The sequence below is a fragment of the Streptomyces sp. NRRL S-31 genome (assembly GCF_000718775.1).
In the GTDB taxonomy this organism is placed as follows: Bacteria; Actinomycetota; Actinomycetes; order Streptomycetales; family Streptomycetaceae; genus Streptomyces.
Genome location: NZ_JOCB01000010.1, coordinates 72,673 through 95,088 on the forward strand (window position 1 = coordinate 72,673; position 22,416 = coordinate 95,088).

At 75.5% G+C, this 22,416-nt stretch carries 2 protein-coding genes; both read left to right on the forward strand.

The window, feature by feature from the left end; all coding sequences use genetic code 11:
• Entirely contained in the window at positions 1–21,111 is a 21,111-nt protein-coding gene (locus IF37_RS0106820; RefSeq protein WP_030737739.1) for a non-ribosomal peptide synthetase, read from the forward strand.
• Positions 21,108–22,358 carry a cytochrome P450 gene (locus IF37_RS0106825; protein ID WP_037855837.1) on the forward strand — a complete coding sequence of 417 codons (1,251 nt, stop codon included), beginning with the start codon at positions 21,108–21,110 and terminating at the stop codon, positions 22,356–22,358. Before IF37_RS0106820 ends, IF37_RS0106825 begins: the two co-directional genes overlap by 4 nt.
• Positions 22,359–22,416: the final 58 nt, after the last annotated feature.

Genomic DNA, 22,416 nt, shown 5'->3' on the forward strand with positions numbered 1-22,416 from the left:
GTGGAGAAGGCAGCGACCGGCGACATCCGCGGCATCGCACTGACGGCGGCCCAGCACGGCGTCTGGGTGGCCCAGCAACTCGACCCCGGCTCCCCCCTGTTCGTCTGCGGTGTCCACGTCGACACCGCGGCGCCCTTCGACCCGGGGCTGCTGGACCGGGCGGTCCGGCAGACGGTGGCGGAGACCGAGGCACTGCGGGTCCGCTTCACCGACGACGGGGACACCGTCCGCCAGCGGGTCGACCCGGCGATCGAGGGCACGCTCGGCGTGGTCGACCTGGGCGGCGAAGACGACCCGGAGGCCGCCGCGCGCGCATGGATCGAGGCCCGGCAGTCGCAGGCGCCGCCCGCGCTCACCGACGGCCCGCTCTTCGCCCACACGCTGCTGCGGCTCGGCCCGGACCGCGACCGGCTGTACTTCCGCTACCACCACATCCTGCTCGACGCCTACGGCCAGATGCTGTACCTGCGCAGGCTGCTGGACGTCTACGACGCGCTCGCCGCGGGCGGCCGGCCCGCCCCCGCGCACTTCGCGCCGCTCGCCGGCCTCGTCGCCGAGGAACACGCCTACACCGGCTCCCCGCGCCACGAACGGGACCGCGCCCACTGGCTGGCCCGCTTCGCCGACCTGCCCGCCGCCACCGAACTGGGCAGCGGCCCCGCGTCCCTGGCCCGCAGCCTGCCACCGGTGACCGGGCTGGTGCCCGCGGACACCGCCCAGCGGCTGCGCGCCCTGCCCGGCGCCCGCTGGTCCCTGCCGGTGATCGCCGCCCTCGCCGCGTACACGCACCGCGCGACCGGCGCCACGGACGTCGTCATCCGGGTCTTCCTGGCGGCCCGGACGACCCCCGACTCCCTCGCCACCCCGGCGATGCTCGTCAACGACCTGCCGCTGCGACTGACCGTACGGCCGTCGGCCACCTTCACCGAACTCGTCGGACAGGTGCGCGACCGGCTGGCCGAGGCCGTCCGCCACCAGCGCTTTCCCGGTGAACGGCTCCGCCGCGAACTCGGTGCCCGGGGCCCGGGCGCCCTGACCGGCCCCACCGTCAACGTGCTCTCCTTCGCACCCGGCCGGCTCACCGTCGGCGGTGCCGAGGCGACCGTGCACCAGGTCGCCTCCGGCCCGGTCCGCGACCTCGTGCTCAACGCCTACGCCGACGACACCGCCGCCGACGGCATCCGGCTCACCGTCAACGCCCACCCCGACCGGTTCACCCCCGCCGACGTCACGGCCCACCGCGACCGCTACACCCGCCTCCTCACCGCCGCCGCCGGGGCCCCCGGAGCGCCCCTCGGCACGCTCGACCTCCTCGGCCCGGACGAGCACCGCCTCCTGGCCGGCTTCGACGACACCGCGGCCCCCCTCGACCCCCGCCCGCTGGTGGAGCGGATCGCGGCCCAGGACCCGGCCGCCGAGGCCCTGGTCTTCGAGGGCGAGAGCGTCACCTACGGCGAACTCGGTGCCCGTGCCAACCGCCTCGCCCACGCCCTGCGCCGCCGCGGCGCCGGCCCCGAGTCCCGGGTCGCCGTCATGCTGCCCCGCTCGGTCGACCTCGTCGTCGCCGTACTGGCCGTCCTCAAGGCGGGCGCCGCCTTCGTCCCCGTCGAGACCGGCTACCCCGCCGCGCGGGCCGCCCACATCCTCGCCGACTCCGGCGCCGAGCTGGTGATCGCCGCGGACGACGTCCCCGGCTTCGAGCGGATCGCCCCCGACGCGGGCGCGGACGAGCCGGCGCACGACCCCGGTGTCCGGGTCCGCGGCGACAACGCCGCCTACGTGATGTACACCTCCGGCTCCACCGGCCGCCCCAAGGGCGTCGTCGTCCCGCACGAGGGCCTGCTCAACCGGCTGGCCTGGCTCCAGCGCGACCACCGGATGACCCCGGACGACCGCATCGTGCAGAAGACGCCGATCGGCTTCGACATCTCCGTGTGGGAGCTGCTGTGGCCCCTCGTCCAGGGCGCGACCCTCGTCGTGGCCCGCCCCGAGGGCCACCGCGACCCCGCCTACCTCGAGCGGCTGATCCGCGAACAGCGCGTCACGATCGTCCACTTCGTGCCGTCGATGCTCGGGGCCTTCCTCGCCGAGGCCGCGTTCGGCCCCTCCGTACGGCTCGTCGCCTGCACCGGCGAGGCCCTGCCGCCCGACCTGGTCCGCCGCTTCCACCAGCGGGTCGACGCCGAGCTGTGGAACCTGTACGGCCCCACCGAGGCCGCCATCGAGGTGACCTCCCACGCCACCGGCCCGGACGAGGACCCGGTGCCCATCGGCCGGCCCGGCGCCAACACCCGCGCCCATGTCCTGGACGCGGGACTCAACCCGGTGCCGCCCGGCGTGACCGGCGAGCTGTACCTGGCGGGCGTCCAGCTCGCCCGCGGCTACCACGGCCGCCCCGCACTGACCGCGGAACGCTTCACGGCCGACCCGTACGGCCCCTCGGGCTCCCGGATGTACCGCACCGGCGACCTCGCCCGGCGCCGCCCCGACGGCACCCTGGAGTACGCCGGCCGGGTCGACGACCAGGTGAAGATCGCCGGTCAGCGCGCCGAACCCGGCGAGGTCGAAGCGGTGCTCGGCGGCGCGCCCGGCGTCCGGCAGAGCGTCGTGGTGGCCCGCCGCGCCCCCAGCGGCGCCCAGCAGCTCGTCGCCTACGTCACCGGCGAGCCCGAGACCGACCCGCGCGCGTGGCTGGCCGCCCGGCTGCCCGCCTTCCTCGTACCCGCCGCGGTGCTGACCCTGCCGGAGCTGCCGCTCACCCCCAACGGCAAGATCGACCGCAAGGCGCTGCCCGAACCCGCGGCCCCGGCACCCGGCCGGGCCCCCCGCACCGGGACCGAGCGCGTCCTGCGCGACCTGGCGGCCGACCTGATCGGACACCCCGGACTCGGCGCCGACGACGACCTGTTCCTCCTCGGCATGGACAGCGTCCACGCCCTGCGGCTGGCCGCCCGCGCCCGCGCCGCCGGCCTCGGCCTCACCCCGCAGGACGTCTTCGCCCACCCCACCGTCGAAGCCCTCGCGGCCCTGGCCGGGACCGTCCCCGCCACCGGCGCCGCCGGGACGCCGCCGGGACCCGCACCGGACGGCGGCACCCCGCTGACCCCGGCGGACGTCCCGTTCGTCACCGTCGACCAGCGCGAACTCGACCGCTACCCCGGCGCCCAGGACGTCCTGCCGCTCTCCCCGCTCCAGGAAGGACTGCTCTTCCACGCCCTGTACGAGGACGACGACCCCTACGTCGGCCAGCTCGTCCTGGACGTCGAGGGCGGCTTCGACCCGGCGCGGATGCGCGAGGCCGCCACCGCCCTGCTGCGCCGCCACCCGCTGCTGCGCGCCGGCTTCCGCAGCCGGTCCGCGGGCGCGCCCGTCCAGGTCGTATCCGCGCGGATCACCGTGCCGTGGGAGGAGCGGGACGCGGCCGGGGACGACGAGCTGACCGCCTTCCTCGCCCGGGACCGGGCCCGCGGCCTGAGCGTGCTGCGCCCGCCGCTGCTGCGCTTCACCGTGCTCGGCACCCGGCTCGTGCTGACCCACCACCACCTGCTGCTGGACGGCTGGTCGCTGCCCCTGCTGGTCCGCGAGCTGTTCGAACTGTACGGCGGCGCCGACCTGCCCGCGCCCGTCTCCCACCGCGCCCATGCCGCCTGGCTCGCCGGCCGCGACCGGGCCGCGTCCACCGCCGCGTGGCAGCGGGAGCTGGCGGACCTGCCCGGCCCGACCCTGCTCGCGCCGCGGCGGCGGACCCCGGACGGCCACGCCGAACACGAACTCCTCCTCGACGAGACCGTCACCGCGGCCCTCACCGGGGCCGCGCGCCGCCGCGGCCTCACCCTCAACACCGTCATGCAGGGCCTGTGGGCGCTGCTGCTGCGCGAGTTCACCGGCCGCGACGACGTCGTCTTCGGCGCCACGGTCTCCACCCGCCCGGCCGACCTGCCCGGTGCCGAGTCGATGATCGGCCTGTTCGTCAACACCCTGCCGGTGCGCGTGCGCGTCGACCCGGACCGGCCGCTGGCCGGGCAGCTGGCCGAGGTACAGGCCCGGCAGATCGCCCTGGCCGGGTACGCGGACGCGGGCCTCGCCGACCTCACCCGGGCCGCGGGCGTGGACGAACTCTTCGACACCGTCCTGGCGTTCGAGAACTACCCGATGGAGAGCGGGACGGAGGCCGGCGGGCTGCGGCTCGCCGCCGCCGACCTCGCCCTGCACTCCCACTACCCGCTGTCGGTCGCCCTCTTCCCCGGCACCGCCCTGCGGCTGCGGTTCTCCTACCGCACCGGGGCGTTCACCGCGGACGCCCTGGCCGTCCTGTCCGGCCGGCTGACCCGGCTCGCCGCCCTCGCCGCCGAGGACCTCGACCGGCCGGCCGGCGACCTCGCCGTGGTCACCCCCGAGGACCGGCTCGCGGTGACCGGCGACGGGCCCGCCACCGAACCGGCCGCCCCGCGCCGCCGCGCCGCCGCCACGTCCGCCTCGGCCACCACCTCCGCCCCCGGCACCGGGACGGCCCCGCGCACCGGTGCGGAGGAACGGCTGCGCACCGTCGTCGCCGAGGTCCTCGGCCTCGACGGCATCACCGTGGACGACGACTTCTTCACCCTCGGCGGCACCTCCATCCTCATGATCCGGCTGGTGCACCGCGTCCGCGACGAGTTCGGAATCGGCCTCTCCCTGCGCGACGTCTTCGCCACCCCGACCGTCCGGGGCCTCGCCGCGCTGCTGGCGGACGGTCCGCGGGACACCACCGCCCTCGCGGTCCGGGAGCGGCCCGAACGGATACCGCTCTCCTTCACACAGGAGCGCATGTGGTTCCTCCAGCGCCTCCAGGGCGCCAGCGGCACCTACAACATCCCGCTCGACATCCGGCTCAGCGGACCGCTCGACGCCACGGCGCTGGGTGCCGCGCTCACCGACCTCGTCGACCGCCACGAAGCCCTGCGCACCCTCTATCCCGAGGACGCCGAGGGCCCGCACCAGGTCGTCCTGGCGCCCGGCGGCACCGGCTTCGTCCTCGAGGTGGTCCGCGACCCCGCCCCCGACCTCACGGCGCGGGCCGCCCGCCCCTTCGACCTCACCACCGAACTCCCGCTGCGGGCCACCCTCTTCGACCTCGGCGCGGACGAGTACGCGCTGCTGCTGGTGGTGCACCACATCGCCACCGACGGCTCCTCCATGCGACCGCTGGCCGAGTACCTCTCCGCCGCCTACACCGCCCGGCTCCAGGGCACGGCCGCCGACTGCCCGCCCCCCGCCGTGGAGTACGCCGACTTCGCGCTCTGGCAGCGCGAGACGCTCGCCCCCACACTGCCGGACCAGATCGCCCACTGGACCGAGGCACTCGCCGGACTGCCCCAGCAGGTCACCTTCCCGGCGGACCGGCCCCGCCCCGCGATCGCCGGACACCGGGGCGACCACGTCGCCTTCCGCGTGGACCGGGAACTGTACGGCCGGATGCTGGACCTGGCCCGCCGCACCCGCACCACGCCGTTCATGGTGCTCCAGGCCGCCGTCGCCCTGCTGCTGACCGCGCACGGGGCCGGCGAGGACATCCCCGTCGGCGGCGCGATCGCCGGCCGGCCGGACTCGGCCCTGGACGGGGTCGTCGGCGTCTTCATCAACACGCTCGTCTACCGCTTCGACACCTCCGGCGACCCCTCCTTCACCGAACTGCTCGCCCGGGTGCGCGACACCGGCCTGGCCGCCTACGCCCACCAGGACGTGCCGTTCGAGCGGCTGGTGGAGGAACTGGCGCCGGAGCGGTCCCGCGCCCACCACCCCTTCTTCCAGGTCATGGTCGCCTGGCTGGACTTCTCCGAGGCCCGCCTCACCCTGCCCGGAGTGCGTGCCCGCACGGCCCCGGTACTGAGCGGCACCGCCAAGTTCGACGTGCACTTCGACTGCGTCGTCGACGCCGACGGCGACGGCCTCGACTGCCGGCTGGAGTACGCCACCGAGCTGTACGACCGGCAGACCGCCGAAGCCTTCGTCACCCGCTTCCTGCGCGTGCTCGACGCCGTCACGGACGAGCCCGCGCGCCGGATCTCCCAGGTCGACCTGCTGGACGACGAGGAGCGCGCGCTCATCCTGGACGGCTGGAACGACACCGCGAGCACCATGGACGCGGACTCCGTCGTGGAACTGATGGAGGCCCAGGACCCGGACCTGCCCGCCGTGGTCTTCGAAGGGGAGCGGGTCACCTACGGCGCCTTCAACGCCCGGGTGAACCGTCTCGCCCGGGCCCTGCGCAGGCGCGGCGTCGGCCCGGAGACCCGGGTCGCCGTCATGCTGCCCTACTCGGTGGACCTCGTCGTCGCGCTATGGGCGGTCATCAAGTGCGGCGCCGCCTACGTGCCGATCGACACCGGCTATCCGGCCGACCGGATCGCCTACCTCCTCGGCGACTCCGGCGCCCGTCTGATCCTCGCCGAACACGACGTGGAGGGCTTCGAGCGCGTCCCGGTCGACGCCGCGGAGGAGTCCGCCGAGAACCTCGGCGTCGTCGCACACGGCGGCAACACGTCGTACATCATCTACACCTCCGGCTCCACCGGCCGACCCAAGGGCACCCTCAACACCTACGAGGGCATGACCAACCGGTTCTGGTGGATGCAGCGGGACCTGGACCTCGGCCCCGGGGACCGGGTGCTCCAGGCCACGCCGACCGGGTTCGACGTCTCGGTGTGGGAGGTGTTCTGGACCCTTTCCCGCGGTGCCGCCCTCGTGGTGCCGCGGCCCGGCGGCCACCGTGACCCGGTCTACCTCTCCCGGCTCATGCACGACGAGTCCGTGACCGTGCTGCACCTGGGCGCGTCCCGGCTCGCCGCGTTCCTCGCCGAGGCCGAACTGCCCGCCACGGTGCGGGCCGTCGAGTCCGGCGACGAGATCATGCCGGCCGAGCTGATCCGCCGCTTCCACCAGCACTCCCGCCACCCCGACCCGGTCCTGACCAACGCCTACGGCCCCACCGAGGCCGCCGTGGACGTCACCCGGTGGCCGACCCCGAAGGACCCCGGAACCGTGCTCATCGGCGGCCCGGTGCTCAACACCCAGGCGTACGTGCTCGACCGCACCCTGCGTCCCGTGCCGCCGGGGGTGACGGGAGAGCTGTACCTCGGCGGCCTCCAGCTCGCCCGCGGCTACCTCGACCGTCCCGCCCTGACCGCCGAACGGTTCGTGGCCAACCCCTACGGCGCACCCGGCAGCCGGGTCTACCGGACGGGCGACCTGGTGCGCTGGACCCGCGACGGCGAACTGGAGTACTTCGGCCGCGCCGACGACCAGGTCAAGCTGCGCGGCCAGCGGATCGAACTGGGCGAGATCGAGTCCGCGATGCGGGCGCACCCCGGCGTCGCCCAGGCCGCCGCCGCCGTCCACGACCAGCGGCTGACCGGCTACCTCATCACCTCCGCCCCCGTCGACCACGAGGAACTGCGATCCCGGCTCGCCGCCGAGCTGCCCGCGTACATGGTCCCGCCGGTGTTCCTCGAACTCGACCGGTTCCCGCGCCTGAGCAGCGGCAAGCTGGACCGGCAGGCGCTGCCCGTGCCCGACTTCGCCCCGGCCGCCGGCCGCGTGCCGCGCACCCCGCGCGAGGAACTCGTCTGCGGGCTGTTCGCCGAGGTGACCGGTGTCCCCGAGGTCTTCCTCGACGACGACTTCTTCGCGCTCGGCGGCCACTCGCTGTCCGTGGCCCGGCTGGCCAACCGGATCCGCACCGTGCTCGGCGTCGACGTCGAGCTGGTCACCCTGTTCGAGGCCACCACACCCGCGCGGATCGCCGCCCGCCTCGACGGCGCCGCCCCGCGCCGGCCCGCCGTCACCGCCCGGCCGCGCGGCGAGCGTCTGCCGCTCTCCCACGCGCAGGAACGCCTGTGGTTCACACACCGCTTCGAGGGGCCGTCCGCCACGTACAACCTGCCCGTCGCGCTGCGGCTGACCGGTGACCTCGACGTCGCGGCCCTCGGCGCGGCCCTCGGCGACGTCGCCGCCCGGCACGAGGCGCTCCGCACGGTCTTCGCCGAGGACGAGCAGGGCCCGCACCAGATCGTGCGGGACTCCGTCCCGCCGCCGGCCGTCGTCGTCACCGACGCGGCCGGGCTCGACGGCCGGCTCGCCGAAGCCGTCCGGGTCCCGTTCGACCTGGCCGCCGAACCCCCCATGCGCTCCATCCTGTTCGACCTCGGATCCGGCGAGTACGTCCTGCTCGTCGTGCTGCACCACATCGCCGGCGACGCCTTCTCGATGGCCCCGCTCGCCGAGGACCTCATCACCGCCTACACCGCGCGGCGGGCGGGCCACGCCCCGGGGTGGACACCCCTGGAGGTCCAGTACGCCGACTACGCCGGATGGCAGCGCGAGGTGCTCGGCGCGGCCGACGACCCGGACAGCGAGGCAGCCCGCCAGCTCGGCTTCTGGACCGAGAACCTGGCCGGGCTCCCGGAGCAGCTGGAACTGCCCGCCGACCGGCCCCGGCCCGCCGTGTCCAGCCACCGCGGCGACACCGTCGCGTTCGACGTGCCCGCCGAGGTCCACACGGCCCTGAGGGCGCTCGCCCGCGAGCACCACGTGACCCCGTTCATGACGGTGCAGGCCGCACTGGTCACCCTGCTGCACCGGCTCGGTGCCGGCGACGACATCGTCATCGGCTCGCCGGTCGCCGGCCGCCCGGACGAGGCCCTGACCGGACTGGTCGGGTTCTTCGTCAACAACCTCGTCCTGCGTACCGACCTCTCGGGCGATCCGACGTTCACCGAGGTCCTCGCCCGGGTCCGGGCGACCGACCTGGCCGCCTACGCCCACCAGGACGTGCCCTTCGAGCGGGTGGTCGAAGCGGTGAACCCGCCCCGCTCCACGGCCCGGCACCCGCTGTTCCAGACCAACCTCAACTGGGTGGACGCCGAACTCGAAGCGGTCGAGGACCTCGCCGGACAGCTCCCCGGGCTCGACGGACGGGTGCTCCCGCTCACCTCGCCGACCGCCAAGTTCGACCTGGCGTTCTTCGTCAACGAACGCCGCGGCGGCGGCCTTTCGGGCTTCCTGGAGTTCGCCTCCGACCTCTTCGACCGGGAGACCGCCGAGCGGATCACCGCACGCTTCGTCGACCTGCTCACCGCCGCCGTCGCCGCGCCCGAGACGCCCGTCGGCGACCTCGGCATCGTCGGCCCGGCCGAACGCCGGCGACTGCTCACCGAGTGGAACGCCACCGCCCGCGAGCTGCCCGCGACCACCCTCACCGCGCTCGTCGAGGCCCAGGCGGCCCGTACCCCGGACGCCCTCGCGGTCGTCTTCGGCGCCACCGGGCTGACGTACGGCGAACTCGACGCCCGCGCCAACCGGCTGGCCCGCCGTCTCGTCGAACTCGGCGCCGGTCCCGAGCGGTTCGTCGGGGTCCTGCTGCCCACCTCCGAACAGCTCCCGGTCACCCTGCTGGCCGTCCTCAAGTCGGGGGCCGCCTACCTGCCGCTCGACCCCGGGCTGCCCGAGGAGCGGATCGCGTTCATGCTCGGCGACATCGCCCCCGTCGCCGTGGTGACCACCCCCGACCGGGCCGGCCGGCTCGGCGGAATCCCCGCCGTGCTGCCCTACGACCCGGCCGTGACCGCGCAGCCGGCCACCGCGCCCCCCGGGGTGCCGGCGCTGCCCGGCCACGCCGCGTTCGTCATCTTCACCTCCGGCTCCACCGGCCGGCCCAAGGCCGTCGTCGTCGAGCACCGCTCGCTGACCGCCTACCTGGCGTGGGCCACCGACACCTACGACAGCCTGCGGGGCCGCGCCCTGGTGCACTCCCCGGTCGCCTTCGACCTCACCGTCACCGGTCTGTGGGGGCCGCTCGTCTCGGGCGGCTGCGTGGAACTGGTGCGCTGGAACGCCACCGGACCCGACACCGAGTACGGCGTCTCCCGGCCCGACTTCGTCAAGGCCACCCCGAGCCACCTGACCCTGCTCGGCGCGGTCGCCGACACCTACTCGCCCAGCGGCCAGCTCGTCCTCGGCGGGGAGTCGCTGCTGGGCGACGCCCTCGACACCTGGCGGGCCGGCCACCCGGGGGTGACCGTGCTCAACGAGTACGGCCCCACCGAGACCACGGTCGGCTGCACCGTCTTCCGCATCGCACCGGGCGACGCCGTGACCCCGGGCGTCATCACCATCGGCACACCGGTGTGGAACACCCAGGTGTACGTGCTCGACAGCCGGCTGCGCCCGGCCCCGGTCGGCACGCCCGGCGAGCTGTACGTCGCCGGTGACCTGGTCACCCGCGGCTACCACGGGCGCCCCGGCCTCACCGCGGGCCGCTTCGTGGCGAACCCCTACGGACCGGCGGGCTCCCGGATGTACCGCACCGGCGACCTGGCCCGCTGGACCGGGGCGGGACTGCTGGAGTTCGCCGGCCGGACCGACGACCAGGTGAAGATCCGCGGCTTCCGCGTCGAACCCGGCGAGGTCGAGGCCGTACTCGCCGCCGCGCCGGAGATCGCCCGGGCCGCCGTGGTGGTCCGCGAGGACCAGCCCGGTGACAAGCGGCTCGTCGCCTACCTCGTGCCCCGGCCGGGGGCCCGCGTCGACACCCGGGCGCTGCGCGCGAGCGTGGCCCGCACCCTGCCCGACCACATGGTCCCGGCCGCCCTCGTCGTCCTGGACGCGCTGCCGCTGACCGTCAACGGCAAGCTGGACCGCAGGGCGCTGCCCGCCCCGGACCAGGGCGTGCCGCCCGACGGCGGGACCGCGGCGGCCCCGGCCGGAGAACGGTCCGGGGCCGGCCCGGACGCGGACCGGCCGGTGGCCGATCCGGCCGCGGACCGGGTCGCGGAACTCTTCGCCGAGGTGCTCGGCGTTCCCGGGACCACGGCGGACGACAACTTCTTCCTGCTCGGCGGCCACTCCCTGCTCGTCGCCCGGCTCGTCAACCGGATCCGCGCGGAGTTCGGCGTCGAACTGTCGATCCGGGACGTGTTCGAGAACCCCACCCCGGCCGGGACCGCCCGGCTGCTCGGCGCCGCCCGGACCGCTCGCCCGCCGCTCGTCGCCCGGGAACGCCCCGCGCGCGTACCGCTGTCCACGGCCCAGCGGCGGATGTGGATCCTCGACCGGCTCCAGGGCCCGTCCGCCACGTACACCATCCCGGTCGTGCTGCGGCTGGCCGGCGACCTCGACACCGACGCGCTGCGGGCGGCCTTCGCCGACGTGGTGGAGCGGCACGAAGCGCTGCGCACCCTGATCGCCGAGGACGCCGAGGGCCCGCACCAGGTCGTCGTGGACCGCCCGGCCCCGTTCACCGTCACCGCCTGCCCGGCCGGCCGGCTGTCCGCCGAGATCGCCCGCGCCGCCGCCGTCCCCTTCGCCTTGGACCGCGAACTCCCGGTACGTGCGACCCTGTTCGACACCGGTGACGGCACGTACGCGCTGCTGGTCGTGCTGCACCACATCGCCGGTGACGGCGGCTCGATGGGCCCGCTGGCCGCCGACCTGGCCACGGCCTACGCCGGACGTCTGGCCGGCACCGGCTCCGGACTCGCCCCGCTGCCCGTGCAGTACGCGGACTACGCCCTGTGGCAGCGCGAACTCCCCGAGGAAGGCGTCGCGTTCTGGACCACGGCGCTCGACGGCCTGCCCGAGCGGATCGACCTGCCCACCGACCGGCCGCGCCCCGCGGCGGCGTCCCAGCGCGGTGACACCGTCGCCTTCACCGTGCCCGCCGCGCTGCGCGCCCGGGTGGAGGAACTGGGGCGCGCACGCGACGCCGGCGCCTTCATGGTCCTCCAGGCCGTGCTGGCGCTCCTGCTCAGCCGGCTCGGCGCGGGCGACGACATCGCCATCGGCAGCCCGGTGGAGGGCCGCTCCGAGGCCGCGCTGGAAGGACTCGTCGGTCTCTTCGCCAACACCCTCGTCCTGCGCGCCGACGTCTCCGGCGACCCCACCTTCACGGAACTCCTCGGCCGCGTCCGGCGGTTCGACGTCGATGCCTACGCCCACGCCGACGTGCCCTTCGAGCAGCTGGTGGAGGCGCTCAACCCGGAGCGGTCGCGCTCCTGGCACCCGCTGTTCCAGGTGATGCTGACCCTGAACGCCGAGACCGCGCCGCCGGACCTGCCAGGTCTCACCGTCCGGCTGGGCGACGCCCCGTCCGGCGCCGCCAAGTTCGACCTGTCCCTGACCCTGTCGGAGAACGGCACGGAGTGGGACGCGGTCCTGGAGTACGCCACCGACCTCTTCGACCGTGCCACCGTCCGCTCCTTCGCCGACCGCTACCTGCGGCTGCTCACCGCGGTGACGGACGACCCGGCCCGGCCCGTCCGCGGCCTGCCGCTGCTGACCGCCGCCGAGCGGACCGAACTCCTCGTCACCCGCAACGCCACCGCCCGCCGCGGGCCCGGCACCCCGCTGCCCGAGCGGTTCGAAGCCCAGGCGGACCGCACCCCGGACGCCGTGGCGGTCGTCTCCTCCGGGACCACGCTCACCTACGCCGCACTCGACGCGCGGGCCAACCGGCTGGCCCGTGACCTGGCCGGCCGGGGCGCCGGCCCCGGATCGGTCGTCGCCGTCGTCCTGCCGCGCACCCCCGACCTGCTCGTCGCGCTGCTGGCGGTCCTCAAGACCGGAGCGGCCTACCTGCCCGTCGACCACACCTATCCCGCCGCCCGCGTCAGGTACCTGATCGAGGACGCCGGCGCCCGGCTGACCGTCACCCCGGACACCTTCACCGCGGAGTCGGACCGCCACCCGGACACCCGGCTCGGCATCCGGCCGCACCCGCGGGACGCCGCCTACCTGATCCACACCTCCGGATCGACCGGCCGGCCCAAGGGCGTCGTCGTCGAGCACGCCGCGCTGGCCGCGTACCTGGACGCGGCGACCGCCCTGTACCCGGCCGCCGCCCACGAGGCGCTGGCGCACTCCTCCGTCGCCTTCGACATGCCGGTCACCGTGCTGTTCACCCCGCTCGTCACCGGCGGCCGGGTCCGGTTCGCCGCACTGGACGAACACACCCCCCGGCCCGGGCTGCTCAAGATCACCCCGAGCCACCTGCCGCTGCTGGAGGCCCTGCCGGACCGGGTCTCGGCCGCCACCGACCTCGTCGTCGGCGGTGAGGCGCTCGACGCCGGGCCGCTCGGGCGCTGGCGCGCCCGCCACCCGGACGCCGTGGTCACCAACGAGTACGGGCCCACCGAGACGACCGTGGGCGTCGTCGTGCACCGCCTCGCACCCGGTGACCGCCTCGCCGACGGCCCCGTCCCCATCGGACGCCCGGTCGGCGGCGCGCGGGCGTACGTCCTCGACGCCTTCCTCCAGCCCGTCCCCGACGGCGTGTGGGGAGAGCTGTACCTCGCGGGCGCCCAGGTGGCCCGCGGCTACGCCGGACGCCCCGGCCAGACCGCCGAACGGTTCGTCGCCGACCCCTTCGGCCCCGCGGGCACCCGGATGTACCGGGTGGGCGACCGGGCCCGCTGGAACACCGCCGGAGTGCTGGAGTACGGCGGCCGGGCCGACGACCAGGTCAAGATCCGAGGCCACCGCGTCGAGCCCGGCGAGACCGAGGCGGCGCTGACCGCCCTGGACACCGTCGCCCAGGCGGCGGTCGTCCTCCGCGAGGACCGTCCCGGCGACCCCCGCCTCGTCGCCTACCTGGTCGCCGCCGACCCCGCCGTACCGATCGGCGACCCCCGCGCGGCCCTGGCCGCCACCCTGCCCGCGCACCTGCTCCCCTCGGCCTGCGTCGTCCTGGACCGCCTCCCGCTCACCCCCAACGGCAAGCTGGACCGGCGTGCCCTGCCCGCCCCGGACACCACCGGCGCCGCCCTTGGCGGCCGGGCCCCGCGCACCCCCGCCGAGGAGATCCTGTGTGCCCTCTTCGCCGAGGTCCTCGGGGTCCCGGAAGTCTTGGTCGACGACGACTTCTTCCGGCTCGGCGGCCACTCGCTGCTCGCCACCCAACTGGTGAACCGCGCCCGCAACGCGCTCGGCACCCCGGTCCGGCTCGGCGACCTGTTCGACACCCCGACGGTCGCCGGACTCGCCGCCGGGCTCACCCCGGGCGGCACGGTGGAACGCTTCACCCTCCTGCCGCGCCCCGACCGGCTCCCCCTCTCCTACGGCCAGGAGCGGCTGTGGTTCCTGCACACCCTCGACGGCCCGTCCGACACCTACAACATCCCCGTCGTCCTGCGGCTGTCCGGCACCCTCGACACGGCCGCGCTGCGGGCCGCCCTGGGTGACCTCGCGGACCGGCACGAGATCCTGCGCACGGTCTACGCGACCGACGCCCGCGGCAGCCACCAGATCATCCTGCCGCCCGGGCGCGGCCTGCCCGCGCTCACCGTCACCGACGTCGACAAGCAGGCCCTGCCGGCGGCCGTGCGCGCGGCGGCCGGCCACCTCTTCGACCTCGGCCGGGACGTCCCGGTCCACGGCCGGCTGCTGCGCACCGCGCCCGACGAGGCGGTCTTCGTCCTGGTCGTCCACCACATCGCCGCCGACGCCGTCTCCCTGACGACACTCGCCCGCGACCTCGGCACCGCCTACCGGGCCCGGCACGCCGGCCACGCGCCCGACTGGGCTCCGCCGGCCGTCCAGTACGCCGACTTCGGCCTGTGGCAGCGCCGGGTGCTCGGCTCCGACCAGGACCCGGACAGCGAACTGTCCCGCCGGCTCCGCCACTGGACCCGCACGCTCGCCGGCGCCCCGGAACTCATCGCACTGCCCACCGACCGGCCCAGGCCCGCCGTCGCCTCCCATCGCGGCGGCACCGTACGGTTCACGATTCCCCGCGCGCTGCGCGAGGCGCTCACCGAACTGGCCCACGGCAGCGGCAGCACGCTGTTCATGGTGCTGCACGCCGCGTTCGCCGCGCTGCTCGGCAAGCACGGCGCCGGTGACGACATCGTCCTCGGCACCCCGGTGGCCGGCCGGACCGACGAGGCCGCCCACGACCTCGTCGGGTCCTTCGTCAACACCCTCGTCCTGCGCACCCCGCTGGACGGCGACCCCACCTTCCGGCGGCTGCTCGACCGGGTCCGGGCCGTCGACCTGGACGCCTACGCCCACCAGGACGTGCCGTTCGAACGACTGGTGGAGGCCCTCAACCCGGTCCGCTCCACCGCCCACCAGCCGCTGGTACAGGCGACGATCATGCTGAACAACACGGTCCGCCCCGCCGCGTTGGACCTGCCCGGCCTCCGGGTCCGGGCGGAGGAACCGGCCGCGCCCGCCGCCAAGTTCGACCTCTCGCTCTCCTTCGCCGACGCCGCCGACGGCGGCCTGGACGGCGGCCTGGAGTACGCGGCCGACCTGTTCGACGCCGACACCGTCACCGAGCTGACCGCCCGGCTGGTCCGCCTGCTCACCGCCGTCACCCGGGACGCGGCGGACCAGCCGCTCAGCCGCGTCGACGTGCTCTCCGACACCGACCGGCGCAACCTGCTCCACACCTGGAACGGGACCCCGCGCCCGGCCCCGGAGACCACCGTCACCACCCTCTTCGCCGAACAGGTCCGCCGCACCCCGCACGCCGTGGCCGTCGTCGCGGACGGCACCGCGACGACCTACGCCGAGCTGGACGCGCGCGCCGAACGGCTCGCCCGCCGGCTGCGCGCCCTCGGCGTCGGACCCGAGACGCCCGTCGCCCTGCACGCCGAGCGCTCCCTGTCGCTCGTCGTGGCCACACTCGCCGTGCTCAAGGCGGGCGGCGCCTACGTACCGCTCGACGCCCGCCACCCCGCGGCCCGGCTGGAGCGCATCCTCACCGACACCGGCGCCGTCGCCGTACTGACGCACTCCCGGGCGGCACACCCGGACCTCGACCACGGCCTGCCCCTGGTCGACATCGACGACCCGGGACCCGACCCGGCGCCCGGCACCGTCGCACCCGCCGGCGCGGCCCATCCCGACCAGCTCGCGTACGTGATGTACACCTCCGGGTCCACCGGCACCCCCAAGGGCATCGCCGTCACCCACCGCGACGTGGTCTCCCTCGCCCGCGACCCCCGCTGGGCCGGCGACGCCCACCGGCGGGTGCTCCTGCGCTCGCCGCACGCCTTCGACGCCGCCACCTACGAACTGTGGGTACCGCTGCTCGGCGGCGGCCGGGTCGTCGTCGCCCCGCCCGGCGACCTCACCCTCGACGCCCTGCGCACCCTCCTCACGGCCGAGGAGGTGACCGCGGTCTTCCTCACCACCGCGCTGTTCAACGTCATCGCCGAGGACGACCCGACGTGCCTCGCCACGCTGCGCGAGGTGTGGACCGGCGGCGAACAGGCCGCACCCGACGCGTTCCGCCGCGCCGTCACCGCCTGCCCGGACACCGCCTTCGTCCACGTCTACGGGCCGACCGAGACCACCACCTTCGCCACCTGCCACCCGGTCCCCCGCCCCTGGGCGCGGCCCGGTGCCGTCCCCATCGGCCGGGCCATGAGCGGCATGCGCGCCTACGTCCTGGACGCGGCGCTCACCCCCGTGCCGCCGGGCGCACCCGGCGAGCTGTACCTCGCCGGTCTCGGCCTGGCCCGCGGCTACACCGGCGCGCCGGCCGCCACCGCCGAACGGTTCGTCGCCGACCCGTTCGGCACCCCCGGCACCCGCATGTACCGCACCGGCGACATCGTCCGGTACAACCGCGACGGACAGCTGGAGTTCACCGGCCGCGCCGACGCCCAGGTGAAGATCCGCGGCTTCCGGATCGAGCCGGGCGAGATCGAGGCCGTCCTCACCGGCCACCCCGGCGTCGGCCGGGCCGTCGCCGTCGTCCGCGAGGACGCCCAAGGGGAACGCGCCCTGTACGCCTACGCCGTACCCGCTCCCGGCCACCGACGCCCGGAACGGGACGAACTGTGCGCCCTGCTGGAGTCCGCCGTGCCCGGCTACGCGCTCCCCGCCGGCCTCGTCGTCCTCGACGAACTGCCGCTGACCCCCAACGGCAAGGTCGACCAGCGCGCGCTGCCCGCCCCCGAACCGGCCGCGCACCCCCGGGGCCGCCTGCCGCGCTCGCCGAGGGAGGAGATCCTGTGCCGGCTGTTCGCCGAGATCCTCGGCGTGCCGTCGGTCTCCGCGGACGACGACTTCTTCCAGCGGGGCGGCCACTCGCTGCGCGTGACCCGCCTGGTGAGCCGCGTCCGCTCGGTGCTCGGCGTGCAACTCCCGGTGCGCGACGTGTTCGAGGCACCGACCCCGGCGGGACTCGCCGCCCGGCTGGGCCGGGCCGCCGCCGCGCCCGCCGGTCTGCGGGTGCTGCCCCGGCCGGACCGGGTCCCGCTCTCCTACGCACAGGAACGGCTGTGGTTCCTGCACCGCTTCGAGGGCCCGTCGGCGACGTACAACATCCCGCTCGCCCTCCGGCTGCGCGGCCCCCTGGACACCGACGCCCTCCGCGCGGCCCTGCGGGACCTGACCGGGCGGCACGAGTCGCTGCGCACCGTGTACGCCGAGGACGCCGACGGCTCCCACCAGGTGGTGCTGCCCGCCGGGACCGCCGTACCCGAGCTGACGGTGACGGACGTGACCGCGGCCGAGGTCCCGGACCGGCTGGCACGGGCCGTCGAGTACGCCTTCGACCTCACCGCCGAGATCCCGCTGCGCGCCCACGTCTTCCGGCAGGGCCCGAGCGAAGCGGTGCTGCTGCTCCTCGTCCACCACATCGCCGGGGACGCCGAGTCCATGGTCCCGCTCGCGGACGACCTCTCCCGCGCCTACGAGGCCAGGCTCTTCGGCCGGCCCCCGGGGTGGACACCGCTGACCGTGCAGTACGCCGACCACGCCGTCTGGCAGCGGCACGCCCTCGGCGACCTCGACGACCCGGACGGCCCCGGCGGCGGACAGCTCGCCCACTGGCGGTCCGTGCTCGCCGGCGCCCCCGAGGAACTGGAACTGCCCACCGACCGGCCCCGCCCCGCCCGGCCCTCCGGCGCCGGCGCCGCCGTCCCGCTCGACATCCCCGCCGGTCTGCACCGCGGCCTCGCCGAACTGGGCGAGGCGGAGGGCGCCACCGTGTTCATGGTGCTGCACGCCGCCCTCGCCGCGCTGCTGACCCGGCTCGGCGCGGGCACCGACCTGCCCATCGGCGCACCGGTCGCCGGCCGGGACGACGAGGCCCTCGACGGCCTGGTCGGGTTCTTCCTCAACACCCTGGTGCTGCGCACCGACACCTCGGGCGACCCGTCCTTCCGCGAACTGCTCGCCCGGGTCCGCCGCACCGACCTCGACGCCTACGAACACCAGGCGGTGCCCTTCGAACGGCTCGTCGAGGCACTCAACCCCGCCCGGTCACCCGCCCGGCACCCGCTGTTCCAGGTGATGCTGTCGTTCCGCAACAACACCCGGGCGGAGCTGCGGCTGCCCTCGCTCACCGCCGAACCCGTGTCGGTCCGGCTGCCCGCAGCCAAGTTCGACCTGTCGTTCAGCCTCACCGAGCGGTTCGGGCCGGACGGTGAACCCGACGGGGTGAGCGGCGAGGTGCAGTACGCCTCCGCGCTGTTCGACGAGGAGACCGTGCGCGCCCTGGCCGAGCGGCTGGTGCGCGTCCTCGACCAGGTCCGCGCCGACCCCGGCCGCCGGCTCGGCGCACTGGACGTCCTGCTGCCGGGCGAGGAGCAGCGGCTGCTCCACGAGTGGAACGCCACCCGGCGCGCACACCGCGACGCCACCCTGGCCGACCTGTTCGAACGGGCCGTGCGCGCCACCCCCGACGCCGTGGCCGTCCGGGCGGACGGCACGGAACTGACCTACCGCGAGCTGAACGCACGGGCCAACCGGCTGGCCCACCTCCTCATCGGCGCGGGCTGCGGACCCGAGTCCGTGGTGGCCCTGGCGCTGCCCCGTTCCCTCGACCTCGTCGTCGCCGCGCACGCCGTGGCCAAGGCGGGCGCCGCCTACACCCCCGTCGACCCCGCGGACCCGGCCGAGCGGACCGCCCGGATCTGCGCGGACGCCGACGTGGCGCTCGCGATCAGCACCACCGGGCACCGCGACCGGCTGCCCGCACCGCTGCCCGTGGTGCTCCTCGACACGCCGGAGACCGCGACCGCGCTCGCCGGGCGGCCGGACACCGACCCGGCCGACCGGGACCGCACCACGCCCCTGCTCCCCGACCACCCCGCGTACGTCATGTTCACCTCCGGCTCGACCGGCCGCCCCAAGGGAGTGGTGGTCTCCCAGCGCTCCGTCGTCAACCACCTGGGCTGGCTCCAGGACACCTACCGGCTGACCCCGGACGACCGCGTCCTGCACAAGACGCCCATCGGGTTCACCGTGTCGGTCTGGGAGCTGTTCTGGCCCCTCCAGACCGGGGCCTGCACGGTGGTCGCCGAGCCCGACGGCCACCGCGACCCCGGCTACCTCACCGACCTGTTCGCCACCCACGGCATCACCACCGTCCACTTCGTGCCCTCCATGCTCGAAGTGCTCCTGTCCGGGACGGACCGGTCCCGGCTCGCCGGGCTGCGCCGCGTCTTCGTCGGCGGCGAGGGCCTCACCCGCGACCTGTACGAGCGGTTCACCGCCGCGTTCGGGACACCGCTGCACTACAAGTACGGCTCCACGGAGGTCACCTGCGACGCCACGGTCTGGGACCCGGACACCGACCCGGGCGCCCGGCCCCCCGTGACGATCGGCGTCCCCGTCCACAACACCCGCGTCCACGTCCTGGACCCCGAGCTGCGGCCCGTCCCGCCCGGCGTCCCGGGCGAGCTGTACGTCGCCGGCGACCAGGTCGCCCGCGGCTACGCCGGCCGCCCCGGGCTGACCGCCGAACGGTTCGTGGCGAACCCGTTCGCCCCCGGCGAGCGGATGTACCGCACGGGCGACCTGGCGCGCTGGGACCGGGCCGGACGACTGCACTTCGTCGGCCGCTCCGACCAGCAGCTCAAGGTGCGCGGCGTACGGGTGGAACCCGCCGAGATCGAGGCCGTCCTCACCGAATCGCCCTCCGTCACCCGCGCCGCCGTCGTCCTGCGCGACGGTGCGCTGGTCGCCTACGCCACCGGCGACGCCACCCCCGGCGAACTCCACCGCAGGCTGGCGGCCCGGCTGCCCGGACACCTCGTCCCGCGCGCGGTGGTGATCCTGCCCGAGTTCCCGCTGACCACCAGCGGCAAGCTGGACCGGGCGGCGCTGCCCGCGCCCCGGGACACCGCCCGGCCGGCCCGGCGGGCCCCGCGCACCGAGGAGGAGCGCGCCGTGTGCGCCCTCTTCGCCGACCTGCTCGGCGTCCCCGGGGTGGGCGTCGACGACGACTTCTTCGCGCTCGGCGGACACTCCCTGCTGGCGGCGCGGCTGACCGGCCGGATCCGCGCCGAGCTGGGGTACGACGTCTCGGTCCGCACCCTGTTCGAGGCCCCGACACCGGCCGCGCTCGCCGAGGCGCTGCGCACCGGCGACGCCACCGGAGCCACCGGCGTGCTGCTGCCGCTGCGCACCGGCGGCCCCGGCACCCCGCTGTTCTGCGTCCACCCGCTGGGCGGCCTGGGCTGGGCCTACCGGGCGCTGACCCGGCACCTGGACGCCCGCCACCCGGTGTACGGGCTCCAGGCGGCCGGCTTCGACGAGCCCGCGCCGCTGCCGTCCGCCATCACCGGGATGGCCGCCCACTACCTCGCCCGGCTCCGCGAGGTACGGCCGTGCGGACCGTACCGGCTGCTCGGCTGGTCCTTCGGCGGGCTGGTCGCCCAGGAGATGGCCGTCCAGCTCCAGGACGCGGGCGAGGAGGTCGAGCTGCTGATGCTGCTCGATGCCTTCCCCCGCGACCTGACCGCCGCCCAGCCGGCACCCGAGGAGGTGCTCGCCGGGGTGCAGGTCCCCGACGACATGCTCGCCGCCTTCACCGAGGACCAGCTCACCCACCTCAAGGCCGTCTTCCTCAACAACAGCGGCATCGCGGGTCTGCACACCCCCCGCGTCTTCCACGGCGACGTCGTGTTCTGCGCCGCGACCGAACTGGAGGACGGCGAGCGGCGCCGGCCGCCCTCGCTCTGGCAGCCGTACGTCACCGGCCGGATCGAGGTGCACGACATCGAGGCCACCCACAACACCCTGCTCGCCGAGCGGCCCGCCGCGGCCGTCGGACACCTGCTCGCCGACGTGCTCGGCGCCCTGGACGCCTCGCGCGCGGAGGAGAACGCGTCATGACCGGCCCCACGACCCCGCCCACGACCCCCGTCCGCACACCGCTGCCGCCGTCGGCGCTGGCCGGCCTCGACCTCGCCGACCCCGCGACCCACGCCCGACACGACCTGTCCGAGATCTGGCGCACGCTCCGCGCCGAGGACCCGGTCCACCGCCACACACCCGCCGGGGGCGCCCCCGCCTTCTGGGTGGTGACCCGGTTCGCCGACGCCACCGAGGTCTACCGCGCGCCCGACCGGTTCACCTCCGAGCGGGGCAACGTCCTCGCCTCGCTGCTCGCGGGCGGCGACTCGGCGTCCGGCGTGATGGCCGCCGTCACCGACGGGCCGCGCCACCGCGACCTGCGGCGCGTACTGCTCCGGGTGTTCTCGCCGCGCGCCCTGTCCGGCGTGGTGGAGAAGGTGGAGCGGACCGGCCATGACCTGCTCGCCGCCGTCGTCGGCCGCCCCGAGTGCGACTTCGCCGAGGACGTCGCCGCGCACCTGCCGCTGAAGGCCGTCTGCGACCTGCTCGACGTCCCGCCGCCGGACCGCGCCTTCCTCCTCGCCCGCACCCGGACCGCGCTCAGCTCGGACGGCCCCGACCAGTCGCCCTTCGAGGCATGGCAGGCCCGCAACGACATTCTCGCCTACTTCGGCGAACTGGCCGAGCACCGACGGCAGCACCCGGGCACCGACGCCGTCAGCGTCCTGGCCACCGCACGGATCGAGGGCCGGCCGCTGACCATGGACGAGGTCGTCGCCAACTGCTACAGCCTCATCCTGGGCGGTGACGAGACCAGCCGGCTCGCCATCACCGGCGCGGTGCTCGCGTTCACCGAACACCCCGACCAGTGGCGGGCGTTCAAAGACGGCGAGGTCCGTCTCGACACGGCGGTCGACGAAGTGCTCCGGTGGACGACCCCGGCCCTCCACTTCGGGCGCACCGCGACCGCCGACACCCGGCTGAACGGCGTCCCCGTCGCCGCCGGCGACATCGTCACCGTGTGGAACGCGTCGGCCAACCGGGACGAGGCGGCCTTCCCCGACCCCGACCGCCTCGACCTCGGCCGCACTCCCAACAAACACCTGTCCTTCGGCCATGGACCGCACTACTGCGTCGGCGCCCACCTCGGCCGGGCCGAGATCGCCGGCCTGCTGGGGGCCCTGCGGGAGCGGGTCGCCCGGATCGAACTGACCGGCAGACCCGAACCCGTCTACTCCTCCATGCTCAGCGGCTTCAGTTCGCTGCCCGTGCGGCTCGTCCCCTGACCGGGCCGCACCCCCTCACCCCCGCCCACCCCCTACTCACGGAACAGGGAACACCACC

What these genes read in the sequence shown, in the direction of transcription:
- IF37_RS0106825 (WP_037855837.1), top strand. Translation starts at nt 21,108, where the DNA reads ATGACCGGCCCCACGACCCCGCCCACGACCCCCGTCCGCACACCGCTG.